At 72.0% G+C, this 15,589-nt stretch carries 11 protein-coding genes; 6 read left to right on the top strand and 5 right to left on the bottom strand.

What is annotated here, in order from left to right; translation table 11 throughout:
- Positions 1-59: 59 nt before the first annotated feature.
- The 3 genes from D7V77_RS32030 to D7V77_RS32020 all read left to right on the top strand — a co-directional run bounded on the left by D7V77_RS32030 (position 60) and on the right by D7V77_RS32020 (position 7,144).
- Positions 60-4,040 (top strand): serine/threonine-protein kinase PknK, encoded by a 3,981-nt coding sequence (locus D7V77_RS32030; protein WP_120580077.1) that lies wholly within the window; start codon positions 60-62, stop codon positions 4,038-4,040.
- 119 nt (positions 4,041-4,159) lie between these two features.
- Positions 4,160-5,731 (top strand): hypothetical protein, encoded by a 1,572-nt coding sequence (locus D7V77_RS32025; protein WP_120580076.1) that lies wholly within the window; start codon positions 4,160-4,162, stop codon positions 5,729-5,731.
- Positions 5,732-5,734: 3 nt separating this feature from the next.
- On the top strand, positions 5,735-7,144 hold the full coding sequence (locus D7V77_RS32020; RefSeq protein WP_120580075.1) for a serine/threonine-protein kinase: 1,410 nt from the start codon (positions 5,735-5,737) through the stop codon (positions 7,142-7,144).
- A gap of 6 nt (positions 7,145-7,150) precedes the next feature.
- Here the strand turns inward: D7V77_RS32020 and D7V77_RS32015 are convergent, their stop codons facing one another.
- From D7V77_RS32015 to D7V77_RS31995, 5 genes are all read right to left on the bottom strand, one after another.
- The gene (locus D7V77_RS32015; protein ID WP_120580079.1) at positions 7,151-8,500 is read right to left on the bottom strand and encodes a sigma 54-interacting transcriptional regulator; all 1,350 of its coding nucleotides are present in this window, start codon (positions 8,498-8,500) and stop codon (positions 7,151-7,153) included.
- A 153-nt stretch (positions 8,501-8,653) separates the two neighbouring features.
- Positions 8,654-9,451, bottom strand: coding sequence for a ZIP family metal transporter (locus D7V77_RS32010; RefSeq protein ID WP_120580074.1), 798 nt, complete (start codon positions 9,449-9,451; stop codon positions 8,654-8,656).
- Between the two features lie 103 nt (positions 9,452-9,554).
- Entirely contained in the window at positions 9,555-10,535 is a 981-nt protein-coding gene (locus D7V77_RS32005) for a HEAT repeat domain-containing protein (protein WP_120580073.1), read from the bottom strand.
- Positions 10,535-11,701: a HEAT repeat domain-containing protein gene (locus tag D7V77_RS32000; protein WP_120580072.1), complete on the bottom strand. Its 1,167-nt coding sequence runs from the start codon at positions 11,699-11,701 to the stop codon at positions 10,535-10,537. Before D7V77_RS32000 ends, D7V77_RS32005 begins: the two co-directional genes overlap by 1 nt.
- Positions 11,702-11,815: 114 nt before the next feature.
- On the bottom strand, positions 11,816-12,361 hold the full coding sequence (locus tag D7V77_RS31995; RefSeq protein ID WP_120580071.1) for a peptidase M23: 546 nt from the start codon (positions 12,359-12,361) through the stop codon (positions 11,816-11,818).
- A gap of 277 nt (positions 12,362-12,638) precedes the next feature.
- Between D7V77_RS31995 and D7V77_RS31990 the strand changes: the two genes are divergently transcribed.
- From D7V77_RS31990 to D7V77_RS31980, 3 genes are all read left to right on the top strand, one after another.
- Entirely contained in the window at positions 12,639-14,156 is a 1,518-nt protein-coding gene (locus D7V77_RS31990; protein ID WP_120580070.1) for a M91 family zinc metallopeptidase, read from the top strand.
- A 10-nt stretch (positions 14,157-14,166) separates the two neighbouring features.
- The gene (locus D7V77_RS31985) at positions 14,167-14,823 is read left to right on the top strand and encodes a hypothetical protein (protein WP_120580069.1); all 657 of its coding nucleotides are present in this window, start codon (positions 14,167-14,169) and stop codon (positions 14,821-14,823) included.
- Positions 14,824-14,910: 87 nt separating this feature from the next.
- The coding region (locus D7V77_RS31980; protein ID WP_233597364.1) for a spermidine synthase at positions 14,911-15,589 on the top strand (679 nt) is incomplete at its 3' end.

The raw sequence follows: 15,589 nt of genomic DNA, 5'->3' as shown, positions 1-15,589 counted from the left end.
GGCTGGTGGGGGTGGGCATCGTGCTGGCGCGGGCGCTCTGGTAGCCTCCGGGCATCCGCATGCGCTGTCCGGTCTGCCACCGCCGCCTCGCGCCGGGCGCGGCGTGTCCCGTGAATGGCGTCGCCGCCGGGTCCGGTCTCCCCCTGGAGCCGCTGGCGATTCCCGACGTCCCCGGCCTGTCCGGTGCCGCCCTGTTGGGAGTGGGGGGCTTCGCCCACGTCTTCACCGCGGCGCGCGAGTCGGACGGCCGCGAGGTGGCGCTCAAGGTGGGACTGGGGCCACACCATGCGCGCTTCGCCCACGAGGCGGAGGCGCTCCGGCGCGTCGGGCCGCCCACGGTCCCTGAAGTGCTGGAAGAGGGGCGGGTGGGAGGCCGGCCCTTCCTGGTGCAGGAGCTGTTGCGAGGGCAGACGCTCGCGGCGTGGATGGCGGCGCTGCCAGGGACGGGCGCGGCGTCCGTGGCGCGGGTGCGGGAGCTGCTGACGGGGCTGTGTCCGGCTGTGGCGCGCGTGCACGCGGTGGGAGTCGCGCACCGGGACCTCAAGCCGGAGAACATCTTCCTGCGCGAGGGTGGTGCGCTGAGCCTGCTGGACTTCGGGCTCGCGCGATGGATGGACGCGGGGCCGGCGGAGGCGGCGGGCAACCGCGCGGGCACGACGGTCTACATGTCGCCGGAGCAGTGCCTGGACGCGCGCGAGGCGGGTCCGGCCGCGGACATCTACGCGTTGGGCGTCCTGCTCTTCGAGTTGCTCACGGGGACGCCGCCGTTCCACGGCACTCCGGACGAGGTGCGCGAAGGCCACGTGAGCCAGCGTCCGCCGCGCGTGTCGGAGCGGGCGCAGGTTCCGGGGGCGCTGGACGCGGTGGTGGCGCGGTGTCTGGCCAAGGAGCCGGCGGAACGGTACGCGAGCGCGGAGGAGCTGCTGGCAGCGTTCGAGGCCGCGTGCGCGGAAGGGCCTTCGCTGTCCGGTGTCGTCGGGGCGAGGGATGCGCGGTCGGCGCAGGCGCTGGTGACGTTCGCGGGCGCGCGTCCGGTGGCGGTGCTGGGGCTGCGCACGGCCGCGTCGGTGGAAGGGCTGGCGGCCACGCTGGAGCCGTTCGGCGGAGTGCTGGCACGGGTCGCGGCGGGCGGCTACGTACTCGTCTTTTGCGAGTCGTTGTCGGCGGAGGCGAACGTGCGCGCGGGAGCGCTCGCGGCACGGCGGTTGGTGGAGTCCGGAGAGGCCTCCGCGGTCCTGCACGTCGCGGTGCTGTACGTGCATCCCGGCACCACGTTGCCGCGCATCGCGGGTGCCGCGCTGGAGCGGCCGGAGACGTGGTGGGGGAGGGCACTCGCGCAGGGCGAAGTGCGGGTGACACCGGAGGCGGTCGCGAGGCTGGAGCCCGGGTGGATCGAGCCCGTCAGCAAGCCTGACGACATCGAAGCCTCGCTCGGGATTCGTGATCCTGGCGCGCGGGAGGAACAGTCGCCCGAGAGCATCGGATCCACGGCAGGGCCGGGGAACGCAGGCGACGCGCGCCCTGCGGTGCGGGAGTCCGCAATCCGCGAGTCCACTTCGTCGCAAGCGGTCGCGGAGAGTCCACGCGCGGCGTCACCAGGATCCGTGGACACCGAGCGCGAGAACGGCGCGGTCTTCCGTCTGCGCCTCCACGACGAGGACGGAGCTCGCGCTGATGGAGAGCCTCCTCCGTTCGTGGGCCGCGATGCGCTGCTGGATGCCCTGGTCGCGGACGCGGCGCGGAGCCTGTCGTCCTCGGCACCGGGCCTGGGCGTGCTCACCGGCGAGGTGGGGCATGGCAAGTCACGGTTGCTCAAGGCGCTCGCGCTCCAGTTGGAGTCCACGGGCCACGCCCGGGTCGTCCGCCTGCGCGCTCCTCCTCCGGATGCGTCGCTGTCCAACGCCCTGCTGGATTCACTGCGCGCCGTCGCGGGCCGTCCGTCCGCGGAGCCCCGCATCCTGGCCGAGGCCCTCGTTGCCCAGGCACGTGAAGCCCCGCTCGTGCTGTTGCTGGACGATGCCCACCTCGCGGATCCCCTGAGCCTGGATGTGCTCGAGCGCGCCACGCTCGAAGGACCGCGGGCGTCCCTTTGGATCTGCGTCGCCGGACGTCCTTCGCTGCTGGGCCTGCGTCCCCACCTGGGCGAGCGCAGCGCCCACGTCTCACGCCACACGCTGCCGCCCCTGCCTCCGGAAGCCAGCCGTGCGGTGCTCGTCCACCTGCTGCGTCCGGCGGAGCACATCCCCGAACCCGTGCTCGCGCGCCTGGAACTCCTGGCGCAGGGCGTGCCCCTGTCCCTCGTCGAACTGGCCCGTGCGCTCCGAGCCGCCGGGGCCCTGCGTTCGGCGCCGGGGGGCGGATGGTACGTCGCGCCGGACGCGCTGCTGGATGTCTCCGTCACGCCGCTGTTCGAACGGCTGGCTCCACGCGTGCTCGCGGGCCTTCCGGAAGCCCACCGTGTTCTCGCGCGGCTGTGCGCGGTGCTCGGCACGGAGGTGGACGTCGCACGCGTGGACGCTGCCCTGCGCCACCTGACCGCGGGACCGGAGCTGTCGCGCGCCGCCGCGCTGGACGCGGGCGCAGGCCTACAGCGACTGACCCGCGCGGGCCTCCTGCGTCCCACCAGCCCGGGCCGCTTCGCCTTCCGCCACCCGCTGCTGCGCGAGGCCCTGGAGGCCCTGCTGCCTCCCGCACCCCGCCGCGCGCTGCACGCCGCCGCACTCAAGGCCAGCGTGGGCGACGACGTGGCCGAACGCCGCCGCCGTGCGCACCACGCGGCCGTCTGCGGCGCCCACCAGGAGGCCTCGCGCGACTACCTGTCGCTGGCCGAGGAGGCCCGCTCCGGTCACCTGCCCGTGGAAGCGGAGCAGCACTACACACGCGCGCTCGCGCTCCTTCCGGAATCCGATGACGCGCGCCGGGCCCAGGCGCTCGCGGGACGAGGCAAGGTCCGCCACCGCCTCCAGCGCTTCCGGGAAAGCCTCGCGGACCTGTCCGCCGCGCGCGCCCTGGCCCGCATCCGGGGCGACGCCGCGCTCGAAGTGGATCTGCTGCTGGAGGAAGCCACCGCGCGCGACTGGATGGAGGACTCGGATGGCTCCGCCGTCTGCACGCGCGAAGCACTCGACGCCATCGAGCCCCTGGACGCGCCGCGCCTGTCCCTTCGCTGTGGCCTGGCCCGGGGCCGTCTGCACGTGCGTCAGGGCGAGTGGGCCGCCGCGGCCCGCGTGCTCACCTCCACCGCCGAAGGCTCCGAGCGCGCCCGGGACCACGAGACGCTGGTCGTGTCGCTGGCCCTGCTGGGCTCCGCGCTCACCTTCCTGGACCGCGCGCCAGAAGCCGCCGAACGCTTCGACGAAGCCCTGGAGCGCTGCGAGGCCGCGGGCGACGGACTGCACAAGGCCGCCGTGCTGTGCAACCGCGTCCTCTTGTGGCTCCGCCAGGGCGACGTGCCCCGCATGGAAGCGGACCTGCGTCGCGCCATGGCGCTGGGCCGCGAATTGGCCCACGCGCAGATGGAGCGCTGGTCCACCTTCAACCTGGCGGAGGTCCTCTACATGCAGGGCCGCCTGGACGAAGCGCTCCCCCTCGCGCAGCGAGCGCATGAGTTGGGCGTGCGCTTCTTCCGCGAACACCCCGTGCCCGTGGACGCGCTGCTCATCGCCCGCATCCAGGCCGCCGCGGGAGACGAGGCAGCGGCGGCCCGCCAGCTCGCCTGGATTTCGGAGCGCTGTCCGCCGGAATCCCTGCCGCCCACCGCCATCATGCGGAGGCTGGTGGAGCTTCAGGTCCATCAACAGGCCGCCGGCGCCTTCCAAGCGACGGACTGGGCCGCGCTCCACACCGAAGCGGACGCGCTGGCCTCACCGGATGAGAAGGCGGAGATCCTCCTTCAGGCCACCGCCATCGCGCGCCGCACGGGCGCCATGGAAGAAGCCCTCGCGTGGCTCGAACGCGCCGGCCCTGTCGTGGCGGAAGCCCCGCTGTGGTCTACGCGTTTCCACGCATTGCGTGCCGCGCTCGTACCCTCAGCGCTGTAACGGGAATCGTTACACGGTGCCGCGCACGTAACCTTTCACGCTACAGGGAGACAAGAGGGCCGCGCCTGGGGTTTCCTTCCCTTCCTGTTTCCGAATCCTACCCAAGGAGTGTTCGCGCGATGGCCTCCTCCGTCCTCCGAGTCCCCTGGTGTTTCCTGTTGCTGGCCCTGACCGGCTGCGAACCCGCGCTCCCGGAAGACACCACCGCCAGCGCCGATTCCGACGTCGAGCTCGGCACGAGCAAGGCGGACATCCGCATCGCCAACTCACTCACGACGCGGGAGCTGGTGCTCAACGCCATCGCCGCGAACCACGACGCCAACGCTGCGCTGTCCACGAGCTCGCTGGAGTCCCTCTTCGACCCGGACGTGATGAGCCCTGGCACGGGCACCGCGCTCATCAACAACCAGCTCCGCGACCCCTACGCGCAGCGCTTCATGGCGTACCTGGTGAGCTGTGCGTTGGGCGAGGGGGAGACGCTCGAATACCTCAACCCCTTCCAACCCTCCGGTTCTCAGCGCAGTGAATGGGCCGGCTCCGCGGGCCTCTGTCCGTGGTGGCGCACGCAGGCGCCGGGAGAAGCATGCCTCCGGCGCGTGACGGCGTGCCTCCTATCGCGCAACAACGGCCTGGGCTACCGCGTGGAGCTGTCCATGCGCGGAGAGATCCATGAGCCCGACCTCTCCATCGCGCAGCCGTTCGCGCTGGACGCATGGACGGTACCGCTCGACCACGTGCCGACCACGACCGCGTCCGTGAACAGCGCCGTGCCGTGCGACGAACAGACGGTGGGCGCGGAGCGGAACTGCGGCTGGAAGATGCACTCGGTGGGGTGGTGCCCGGCGGGGCAGACCATCTCCGTGGGCGCGGGCGGCCCGGCGGTCTGCCCGTCCGGGACGCCGCTGGGCTCCAGCGGCGAAGCACGCATGGTGCTGCGCGTGTGCCGGGGCATCGCCGGCTGCGACAAGACGGACGCGCGCCACGTGGAGTCCAGCCAGGGGTGCGTGCCGGAGTCCACGGACCCCTCGTCCTCCACGGACACGGACCCCTCCGTGAACTTCACCTGCCCTGTGTCGGGTGGGTACTTCACGGTGATGACCGCGCCCTGGGACAGCGACGCGGAGGGCACTGCGACCGTGGGCGTCTCGGCGGGAGTGCAGGCGCCGCTCTCCGAGCGCGCCGTGTACCGGGTTCGCGAGGGCGCCTTCTACGGCAACCTCTTCGGCAGGGACGCGCTCCGTGACGACATCAACGTGACGGTGACGTTGGTGGCGGGGCAGAAGGACCGCTACACCATCAACCGTCCGAAGGGCCGCCAGTCGAAGCCCGTCTTCAAGGACCTCTACTCCTGCTACGACCCGGGCTGGGTGTACGGCCGGGCGTACGCGACCTACCGCGTGTGCGCGCTGCCGGGCACGGAAGAGGACTGCGCGGCCACCGTGACGGGGCCGTGCTGGAGCACCACCCCGAACACGCCCTACCAGTGCAAGACGCAGGACGGCTCGCTGCTGTCGGGCGACGGCGACTTCGAGGCCTGCATGGACACGTCCAACCAGGTCTGGGAGGAGCCCGTCACCGTCTTCCTCAACGGCGCGTGCGACCTGGTGGATGATCAGCATCTGCAGCTGTGCAAGCGCTGGACGGAGCCCCCGCCGCCCCTGGAGACCTCACGGGGCCAGGGCAAGCGCTAGCCCATGAATGGCGAGGAGGCCCTCTACGGCGAGGAGCTTCGGCCCGGCGCGCTCGTGGGCGAGTGGGTCGTGGACCGCGTCCAGGTCCACGGCCCCGTGTCCGCGCTGTACCGGGCGCGGCACGCGCAATCCGGCGTGCCCGCGGCGCTGAAGGTGCTGCACCCGCAGGTGGCCGCGGCGGCGGTGGCGCTGCGGCGCTTCCGGCGTGAAGCCGCCACGCTGCAGCGGCTGCGCCATCCGCACATCGTCACGGTGCTGGGGTACGGCGAGCTGTCGGACGGCCGGCCCTTCATCGCCATGGAGTGGTTGGAGGGGCAGGACCTGGCGGCGGAGCTGGCCACGCGCGGGCCCCTGTCCCCGCGCGAGGTGTTGGAGGTGATGGAGCAGGTGGGCGCGGCGCTGCGGGTGGCGCACGCGGCGGGCGTGGTGCATCGCGACCTGAAGGTGCAGAACGTGGTGCGGCTCGCCCCGGGGCGCGGCGGCCCCGCCGTGAAGCTGGTGGACTTCGGCGTGGCGAAGGGGCTGGTGCCGGGCGCTCCGGGCAGCTCGTCGCTCACGCACACCGGCGTGGTGCTGGGCACGCCGCTGTCCATGGCGCCGGAGCAGATCCGCGGCGAGGTGCCGGACGCGCGCACGGACCTGTACGCCGCGGGCGTGCTGCTCTTCCAACTGCTCACGGGCATGCCGCCCTTCCAGGGCACCACGCGCCACGAGGTGGAGCAGCAGCACCTGCACGCGCCGCCGCCACGCCCCGGAGAGCACGCGCCGGTGTCCGCCGCGCTGGACGCGGTGGTGCTGCGGTGTCTGCGCAAGGCGCGCGAGGAGCGCCACCCGGACGTGGACGCGCTCCTGGAGGACCTGCGGGGCGCGGTGCTGGGAGGCGCGGCACCGGTGGCCGTCCCTCGCGCGGTGGGGCTGTACGTGGAGGCCCGGCTGACGGGAGAACCGGACCCCGCGGCGATGGAGGACCTGGACGCGGGCCTGGAGCGCGCGAGCACGCTGGCGCGCGAGGCCGGCATGGAGGTTCGGGTGATGGGCGGTGCGTGCCTGCTCGCCGTGGCCAGCCTCCCGGACGACGTGCGACGCGAGCGGGAGCTGCGGGCGCGGGTGCTGGACGTGGGGCTCGCGCTGACGGGGAAGGGCACCTCCACCGCGCGCCTGCACGTCACCGTGCACGTGGACCGGCTGACGTCTCGGGAAGAGGCTCACGGCTGGACGGAAGCCACTGCCTCCGCGTGGGACGCGGCGGGCGGGGAAGGGGGCCTGCTCCACCTGCCCGGTTGGGTGCGGGGTGACGGAGAAGCGGCCACGCCCATCGTCACCGGCCCGGCGCTGCGGGGACTGGAGGCGGACTTCGTCGTCAGTCCCGTGCCGGATGCCCCCGAGCGTTGGCGGCTCTCCTCCCGGCGCTGAAGCCGCCTACGGCTTGATGCCGTGCCTGCGCAGCAGCCGGTAGAAGTGCACGCGGTCCATGCCGGCGGTGACGGCGGCCTGGGCCACCTTGCCCTGGTGCTTCTCCAGGAGCGCCCGCAGGTATCTCCGCTCGAAGTCGTCCACCACGCGCCGGCGCTGCTCCGCGTACGGCCGCGACAGGTCCAACTCCAGCGGGCTGCCCTCCGGGCGAGAGTCCTCCTCCGCCAGCGGCAGCGCGTCCTCGAACACCAGGCAGCGCTCCAGGTGGTTGCGCAGCTCGCGCACGTTGCCCGGCCACGCCGCGTGCCTCAGGCGCGACAGGAACTCCGGCGTGCGCAGCGCGCCCGTGCGCTCCGGGTCCGCGCCCAGCGACGCCAGGATGCCCGACACCAGCATGGACAGGTCCTCCGGCCGCTGGCGCAGGGACGGCATGGCGATGCGCAGCACCGCGAGCCGGAAGAACAGGTCGGAGCGGAAGCGGCCCGCGTTCACCTCCGCGCGCAGGTCGCGGTGCGTGGCCGCGATGAGCCGCACGTCCACCGGCTGGTACGTGTTGCTGCCCACCCGGCGGATCTCCCGGTTCTCCAGCACGCGCAAGAGCTTGGGCTGCAACTCCGGGGGCAGCTCGCCAATCTCGTCCAGGAAGACGGTGCCGCCGTCGGCCTCCTCGAAGACGCCCGCGCGCCGGCTCACCGCGCCGGTGAAGGAGCCCTTCTCGTGGCCGAACAGCTCGCTCTCCAGGATGTGCGCGGGGATGGCGCCGCAGTCCACCACCAGGAACGCCGCGTCCTTGCGCCGGCTGGCCTGGTGGATGGCGAGCGCCGCCTGGCTCTTGCCCGTGCCCGTCTCTCCCTCCAGCAGCACCGTGACGTCGCGCGCGGAGGCCCGCTCCATCATCGCGAAGCAGCCGCGCATGGCCACGGACGTGCCCACGAGCGTGCCGAAGCGCGTCAACTCCGACAGGGGCAGCCGGTTGCTCTCCGCGCTGAAGTCGAAGCGCAGCACCACGCGGCCCAGCCGCAGCAGGCTGCCGCTGCGCAGGATGCCCTCGACCACCTGCACGCCGTCCACGATGACGCCGTTGAGGCTGTCCAGGTCCTTCACCTGCGGGCCCTTGGGCCCGATGCGCACCTCGCAGTGGAAGCGCGACACGGTGGAGTCCTCCACCGCGAAGTCGTTGAGCGGATGCGAGCCCACCGAGCAGGTGTCCGCCGTGGACTCCCACACCATGCCCGCGCCCGGGCCCTCCACCACGGACAGGCGGAAGCGGCGCACCGTGGGCAGGTCCCCCGGACGGCGGGCCTGCTCGTACGGCAGCGTCACGTGGAGCGCGGCCTCCTGCCCCTCCTCGTCCAGGTGGGCGCCCTTGTCCTTCGACTCCCCGGGGGTCCCGTCGACGCGGGTTCGATCCGACACAGACATGCACCTGAAACTACCACGTCCGGGCCACACGGGGCGGGGCAGCCGGGTGTCCGGCAGGACACAGACGCGGTGCGCGCACGCAAAGCGTCAGCTCAGCGTCACGTCCAGGAACATCATCAGCACGAAGCCCACCATCAGCCCGGCGGTGGCCTCCTTCGCGTACTCCTGGCGGTGGCTTTCGGGGATCATCTCGTCGCTGACGACGTACAGCATGGAGCCGCCCGCGAACGCGAGCGCCCACGGCAGCACGCCTGAAGCGAACGACGTGGCGAAGAAGCCCACCAGCGCGGCCGCGCCCTCCACCAGCCCCGTGTAGAGCGCCACCAGCACCGCCTGCTTGCGGCTGTACGCCACGCCCATCAGCGCCAGCGCGACGACGAAACCCTCCGGGATGTCCTGCAGGCCAATCCCCACGAGGATGGGCGCGGCGATGGCCATGGAGCGGCTGCCCACGCCGGTGCCCACCGCCAGGCCCTCCGGGAAGTTGTGCAGCGCGATGGCCAGCACGAACAACCAGATGCGCTTCAGGTTCGCCGCCTGCGCGTTGCCCTCCTGGCCCTTGATGAAGTGCTCGTGGGGGATGAAGCGGTTGCACAGGTGCAGGAACAGGCCGCCCACCAGCATGCTGCCCCCCACGATCAGTGCGGGGACGAAGCGCGACGTGGAGCGCTCCTGCGCCAGGTGGATGGCGGGGACGACGAGCGAGAAGGCCGTGGCCGCGAGCATCACGCCCGCGCTGAAGCCCATCAGCACGTCCTTGGTGCGCTGGGAGATGCCGCCCATGGCCAGGGCGGGCACGGCGCCCAGGCTGGTGGAGAGGACGGTGACGGCGCTGCCAACGAGCGCCAGGGCGAGGGTGGACGAGCCGAAACCGCTGTCGAACATGGCCCCCTCAACCTGCCGCTCTCCCCGCCGCCCGGCCACCTTTTCGGAGGGGCCGGGCGTGAAGGATGCCCGCCATGGAACAGCCGTTCCCCAGCGGACGCACTCAGGGCGACAAGCGCTGCTTCTCCCGCAGGATGAGGTGCCACTCCTGGAGGTTGCGCTGGAGCGCGGACAGCCACGCGTCGATTTCTGGATCCAGGCGCTTGTCCACGCCGCGCAGGGACTCCAGGAGCGGCCGGGCGCCGGACTGGCCCAGCCGCGCCAGTCCCTCCAATGCCGACTTGCGCACCGCGAGGTCGCTGTCGCTCCGGTACAGCGAGGTGAGCGAACGGCGCGCGCCCGCGGACTCGGAGCCCGGCACGCCGCCCAGCGCCTTCGCCGCCGCCGCGCGCAGGCCCGCGTTCTCCGAGCTCAGCTGTTGGGTGAGCTTGCGCACCACCTCCGGGCTCGCGGCCTCCATGGAGACCTCGCCCAGCAGGCGCGTGGCCAGCGCCGGGTCGTCCGTGGCCGAGGCGACCTTCACCGCCGCTTCCGCCAGCTCCGGGTTGTGGCCGAAGTAGATGCCCGCGCTCTCCGTCACCAGGTTCTCCACCACCGCCTGGCGCACCTCCGGCGCGCTGTCGCGCACGAGCTGCTCGTAGGTGACGACGTCGCCGTTCTTCGCCATGAACTCCACCGACGGCGAGCCCTGGAACGCGCGCACCGCCGCCGCGCGCAGGCCGGGGTCCGCGTCCTGACTCGCGCGGGAGAGCAGTGGCTGGAGCAGCTCCGGCTTCTGCGCGTTGCTCGCCTTGGTGGCCAGCGCCGCGCCCACGGCCTCCAGCACGGCGGGGTCACGCTCCTGGCTCACAGCCCGGCCCAGGGCCTCCGGCGGCATGGCGATGGCGGCCTCCTTCAAACGCAGGCGTGCGTATTTGCGGTACGCGGGCGAGCCCGTCTTCATGGCCACGCGCACCTCGTCCAGCATTCCCTCCACCGTGCAGGCTGTCCGGGTGGGGACGGTAACGGGCGCGCCCTGCGCCAGGGCCAGTCCTGGCAGGAGCGACAGCCAGAGCACCCGGGCCTTCATCGTTCGCGAGCCCATCAGTGCGGCGCTCCTTCCTCGACCACGCAGTCGTGGCGTTCCTTCTTGCCCAACCAGATGCGCGCGAAGTCCGTCGTGCCGGTGGCGTACAGCGCCTTGAAGTCCAGGTAGTCCTGCCGCAGGCGCGGGTCCTTGCGCGCGAACTCCTCCACCAGGGGCAGTGCATCCGCGCCAGCCGCGCGCACCGCGAAGCGCAGGAAGGCCCAGCGCACGCACAGGTCATGCTCGCCGTCGAAGGCGGCGCGGTACGCGGCCAGGGCCTTCTGCGGGTCCTCGGTGACGGCGAGCCGGAAGGCGGCCATCTCGCGCACGTCGCGCTCCTTGTCGGTGCGCATCACCTTCGCCAGCGCATCGATGGAGTCCGAGTCGAGCAACGGGTCTGAGTACGAAGGCATCTCCAGCGCGAGCAGCCGCACCGCCGAGTCATCCGACGTGGTGCCAATGTCCAGCAGGTCCTTCCAATACGGCGCATACGTGCCGGTGCGCTCGTAGTCCTCCTTCATGACCCGGCCCAGCGTGCGCGTGGCCACCCACGCGGCGGAGTCCGCGGAGTCATCCATCGCGATGGCCTTGATTCGGCCGCGCGTCTCCGGCGTGAAGCGGTGCTGCGTCTCCAGCGCGTCCAGGACGGCGGCGCGGTCCTGGGTGAACAGCGACTTGTTCTCGGCCACCGCCATCAGCTTCTCCGTGACGCGCGGGTGTCGCACGGCGGGCGCGGTCTTGAGGGCCTCCAGGTAGATGACCGACTCAGGCGGCGCGGCGTTCACCGCCCACGCCACCAGTTGCAGTGCGCGGTCCGGGTCGTTGCCCACGAGCTCCGTCAGGCGCTCCTGGAGGTAGGCCACCAGCGCGGTGTCGCGCGCCTGGATGGCTGCGGCCACGGCGGCATGCAGCGACTCCATCGTCGCGGACCTGTCCAACGCGGCCAGCCCGTCCCAGCACCCGGGCATGGGGATCTCCTCGCGAGGTCCAGCGCGCGCGGCGGGCGGAGGCTCCCCGGTGGCGCCATTCCCGGCTGCGGCCGTGGGTACGGAAGGAATCGCCGCGACGGGCAGCGAAGGACCGGCGTCATCGCTCCCAGCCGAGCCCCGCCACCACACGACGCCCAAGGCGACGAGGAGGACGAGGCCGGCGAGCGCGACCTTGAAGAGGGGACGGGAGGTCATGTCGAAGGGAGCTCACGCGGAAGAGGAACGACGGGCGCACGCGCGCCGGACGTCGGAGACGTGAAGCCGGGCAGGGGACGTGCGGCCCCTGCCCGAGGACACCCGAACGCGGGGCTACAGCGTGGGAACGCCCAGCCTGTTGGTGCAGTTGGCGTTGGTGCCGCACGTGGTGCCGACGCTGGTGTACCAGGCCGACTTGCGCGTGCCGTACTGCCGGTTGTCCGCGTGCACGTGCGGGCCGGTGGCGCTGCCCGTGCCGCCCACGAGCCCCAGCGCGCAGCGGTCGCACGTCTTCGTGCCAGAGCTGACGTTGGCGTAGAAGTGCAGCTGGCGGAAGTCCCAGCCGTTCGCGCCGGACACCACGTAGTAGTTGCCCGCGCCGCCGTTGCAGGTGGAGCCGTAGCAGGCCGCCGCGCAGCCGCCGTAGTAGTAATAGTAGTAGTTGCCCACCAGCATGCCGCGGTGGTTCCACTCGCCGCAGGATCCGTTGCCGATATCCAGCGCCGTGTGGCTGCTCCCGGTGCAGTTGTAATAGGTGGTCGAGTTCACGTAGGCCGCCGGGTCGCAGATGGGGCCGTTCGCCGTGGCCGCCACTCCTGGACCAGCCCACGCCGCGGCGGCCAACGCCACCCCGGCGGACAGCAACGTCTTCAGCTTCATGCGGTGCTCCCTCCCGTCATCCGTCCCCCGTTTCCCCGCGAATGGGGCAGGGGCGGTGAAGCTGTAATACACGAAATCCTTGAAACCATCTCGCGAATCGGGAATTGAGAAACACAACGATTCCAGGGGCTTCCGTGCCGCGCCGTGTCGTTCCGGGCCGGGCGACGCAACTGGCGGCAAACGTTCACGACAATCTGGAATGTCGGCGTTCTGCCGACCCTGGCGCCCCGTCGCCCGGACCCCTGGCCAGGTGTCTCCGTCACCTGGGAGAAGCGACATGACCACGATTGGCAAGCCCGGCTCGCGCACGACGTCCCCTGTCAGCACCCCGCAGCCGAAGACGCCCGCCCCGCCGGCGAAGCCCAACGCGGTGAAGGCCGCCGTCACGCAGCGGATGTCGGACGGCTTCGACTCCGGGCCTCGCGCGGGTTCACGTCCCCAGCTGTCGGAGGTCCGCACCACCGAGACGGCGGTGAAGAAGGACAAGGACGGCGGTGGCTTCCTGGGCGGTATCGCGTCGGGCATCGGGTCGGCCCTCGACAAGGTCGCCAAGGGCGTGGCGAAGGCGCTCGCGCCGCAGGTGAGCACGAACGCTGACGGCCGCACGGTGGTGGACCTGGGCGCGGGCAACAACACCGCGAAGGTGACGCAGAACAAGAACGGCGGGCTCACCATCACGTCCGGCAGCGACACGGTGAACCTCACCGCCGAGCAGGCCAAGGGCGTCATCATCAACGGCGGCGCGGGCAACGACTCCATCACCGTGGACGCGAGCGTCACGCAGGACATCACCCTGGACGGTGGTGACGGCGACGACAAGCTCACGGGCGGCGCGGGCAGTGACACGCTCATCGGCGGCGCGGGCAACGACACCATCATCGGTGGCGAGGGCAAGGACACGCTGAAGGGCATGGACGGCGACGACTACCTGGAGGGCGGCGCGGGCGATGACCGCATCATGGGTGGCGAGGGCCGCGACGTGATGTACGGCCTGGACGGCAACGACTACCTGTCCGGCGGCAAGGGCCGGGACTACATCGACGCGGGCGCGGGCAACGACCGGGCCTATGGCGGCGAGGGCGACGACCAGGTCATCGGCGGGCGCGGCGACGACACGCTGAGCGGCGGCGCGGGCAACGACGCGGTGGCGGGCGGCGCGGGCAAGGACACGGTCCGCGGCGGCACGGGCACGGACAAGCTCTACGTGGAGGAGGGCGAGACCACCGCCGACGCGGCCGAGGGCGAGCGTGAAATCGTCGACATGACGGACGCGGACCAGCGGGGCTCCTCCGTCTCCGTGACGGGCAGCGCGGAGTTCCAGGCGCGCGTGCAGTCGGACCTGGACGCGATGCGCTCGCTGCCTTCGGGCCAGGACCTGCTGCGCACGCTGGACGACAGCGGCAAGAAGACGGTTATCCGCGAGACGTCCAGCGGCAACAGCGCGGGCGGCACGAACTTCAACGACGGCTTCATGAACGCGGACGGCACGCCGGGCAAGGGCACGGACTCGCAGGTGAACTACAACACCACGCGCATCTCGCTGGGCAGCGAGGAGTGGATGAACCGCCCGCCCGTCGTGGGCCTGTTCCACGAGCTGGTGCACGCGTCGGACATGAACAACGGCACGCTGGCGCTGGGCTCCAAGGACGGCACGCGCAACCTGGAGACCTCCGCGGTGGGCCTGCCCATCGACCTGGACCAGGACCCGTCCACGCCGGACGTGGTGCAGGGCGGACGTCCCGGAGAGAACGTCCTGCGCGACGATCTGAACCTGCCGACCCGCCCGCGCTACTAGGATTCGGGGGATGAAGACCTTCCGCCGCGCTGGTGCCATCATGGCGCTGGCAATCATCATGGGCTGTGCGCGGGCGCCGGAGCGGCCCGCGCCCCCAGCAGCGGATCCAGGAGGACAGCGCGTGGCCCAGGCGGATGTGGAGCTGAAGGTGGAGTCGGTGGCGCGCGAGGCGGACACGCTCGCCGTCACCTACGCGGTGCACAACCGGACGCAGAAGGCCGTGCTGCTCACGGACGGCCTGTGGGACGTGGGCTTCAGCGGCCACCTCACGCTGGCGCCCGAGCGGGCCTACGTGGACCTGTCCGGCGGCAAGGTGGTGCTGTCGCGGATGTTGCTGCCGGTGCCGGAAGACCTGGCGGTGGAGGCACCGGAGGTGCCCGCGGTCAGCCGCGTGGAGCCGGGAGCCACGGCGAATCGCCGCGTGGTGGTGCCGCTGCCCCTGCGCACCGCGCTGCCCTACGCCACGGGCCCGGAGGAGACGCGCGAGCTGTCCACCGTGCGCGAGGTGTCCCTGCGCGTGGGCTACCTGCCGGACGCGGACGCAATGACGCTGAGCCAGGGGAAGGACGCGCAGGGCACGCCCATCCAGACGCCGCGGTACGGGCCGGCGGTGACGGCGCAGCGGGTGTTGGACAGCGGACCCCTGCCGGTGACGGACGCGAAGTAGGGAGCCCGGGTCCTGGCGGAAGAGGACGAGCGCGATGACGGCTCCGGGCCCGTCATCGTCACCGAGGACGAGGAAGGACGCCGCTCGTTGCGCTTCGGCGACGGGGGGGCGCGCCAGAGCGTGGTGTGGCCTGGCGAACCGCTGCGGCTGGAGTTGCCGTACACCCGCATGGTGATGGTGGCGCTGGCGTTCGTGCCCCAGCCGGAGAACATCCTCGCCATCGGATTGGGCGGCGGCTCCATCCCCATGTTCCTGCACGCGGTGCTGCCGGACACGCACATCGACGTGGTGGAGCTGGACGCGGCGGTGGTGGACGCCGCGAAGGAGTACTGCGGCTTCCAGGAGGACGCGCTCCTGCGCGCGCACGTGGGGGACGGGCGGGCCTTCATCGAGGCGGACGGGCCGCCCTACGACCTCATCTTCCTGGATGCGTACGGGGCGGATCAGATTCCCGGGCACCTGGCCACGCGCGAGTTCCTGGGCGCGGTGCGTTCACGGCTGACGCGGGGCGGGGCGGTGGCGAGCAACGTCTGGGAGTCCGCGGGGAACCCGCACTACGAAGCGATGGTGCGCACCTACCAGGTGAGCTTCCACGGCCTGTCCATCTTCGAGGTGCCCACCACGACCAACCGCGTCCTGGTGGGGCTGGAAGGCCCGTCGCGGCTGACGAAAGAGGCGCTGGTGGAGCGGGCCCGCAAGGTGGAGCGTGAGCGGAAGCTGCCGTTCCGGTTGAGCACCCTGGTGGCGCAGCGCTACCGGCCCCTGA

Source organism: Corallococcus sp. CA041A, from assembly GCF_003612075.1.
Lineage (GTDB): Bacteria > Myxococcota > Myxococcia > Myxococcales > Myxococcaceae > Corallococcus > Corallococcus exiguus.
The sequence above is the reverse complement of the archived record's forward strand: the minus strand, read 5'-3'. Positions and strand labels throughout refer to the sequence as shown.

What these genes read in the sequence shown, in the direction of transcription:
- D7V77_RS32030 (WP_120580077.1), top strand. Translation starts at nt 60, where the DNA reads ATGCGCTGTCCGGTCTGCCACCGCCGCCTCGCGCCGGGCGCGGCGTGT.
- D7V77_RS32025 (WP_120580076.1), top strand. Translation starts at nt 4,160, where the DNA reads ATGGCCTCCTCCGTCCTCCGAGTCCCCTGGTGTTTCCTGTTGCTGGCC.
- D7V77_RS32020 (WP_120580075.1), top strand. Translation starts at nt 5,735, where the DNA reads ATGAATGGCGAGGAGGCCCTCTACGGCGAGGAGCTTCGGCCCGGCGCG.
- D7V77_RS32010 (WP_120580074.1), bottom strand. Translation starts at nt 9,451, where the DNA reads ATGTTCGACAGCGGTTTCGGCTCGTCCACCCTCGCCCTGGCGCTCGTT.
- D7V77_RS32005 (WP_120580073.1), bottom strand. Translation starts at nt 10,535, where the DNA reads ATGGGCTCGCGAACGATGAAGGCCCGGGTGCTCTGGCTGTCGCTCCTG.
- D7V77_RS32000 (WP_120580072.1), bottom strand. Translation starts at nt 11,701, where the DNA reads ATGACCTCCCGTCCCCTCTTCAAGGTCGCGCTCGCCGGCCTCGTCCTC.
- D7V77_RS31995 (WP_120580071.1), bottom strand. Translation starts at nt 12,361, where the DNA reads ATGAAGCTGAAGACGTTGCTGTCCGCCGGGGTGGCGTTGGCCGCCGCG.
- D7V77_RS31990 (WP_120580070.1), top strand. Translation starts at nt 12,639, where the DNA reads ATGACCACGATTGGCAAGCCCGGCTCGCGCACGACGTCCCCTGTCAGC.
- D7V77_RS31985 (WP_120580069.1), top strand. Translation starts at nt 14,167, where the DNA reads ATGAAGACCTTCCGCCGCGCTGGTGCCATCATGGCGCTGGCAATCATC.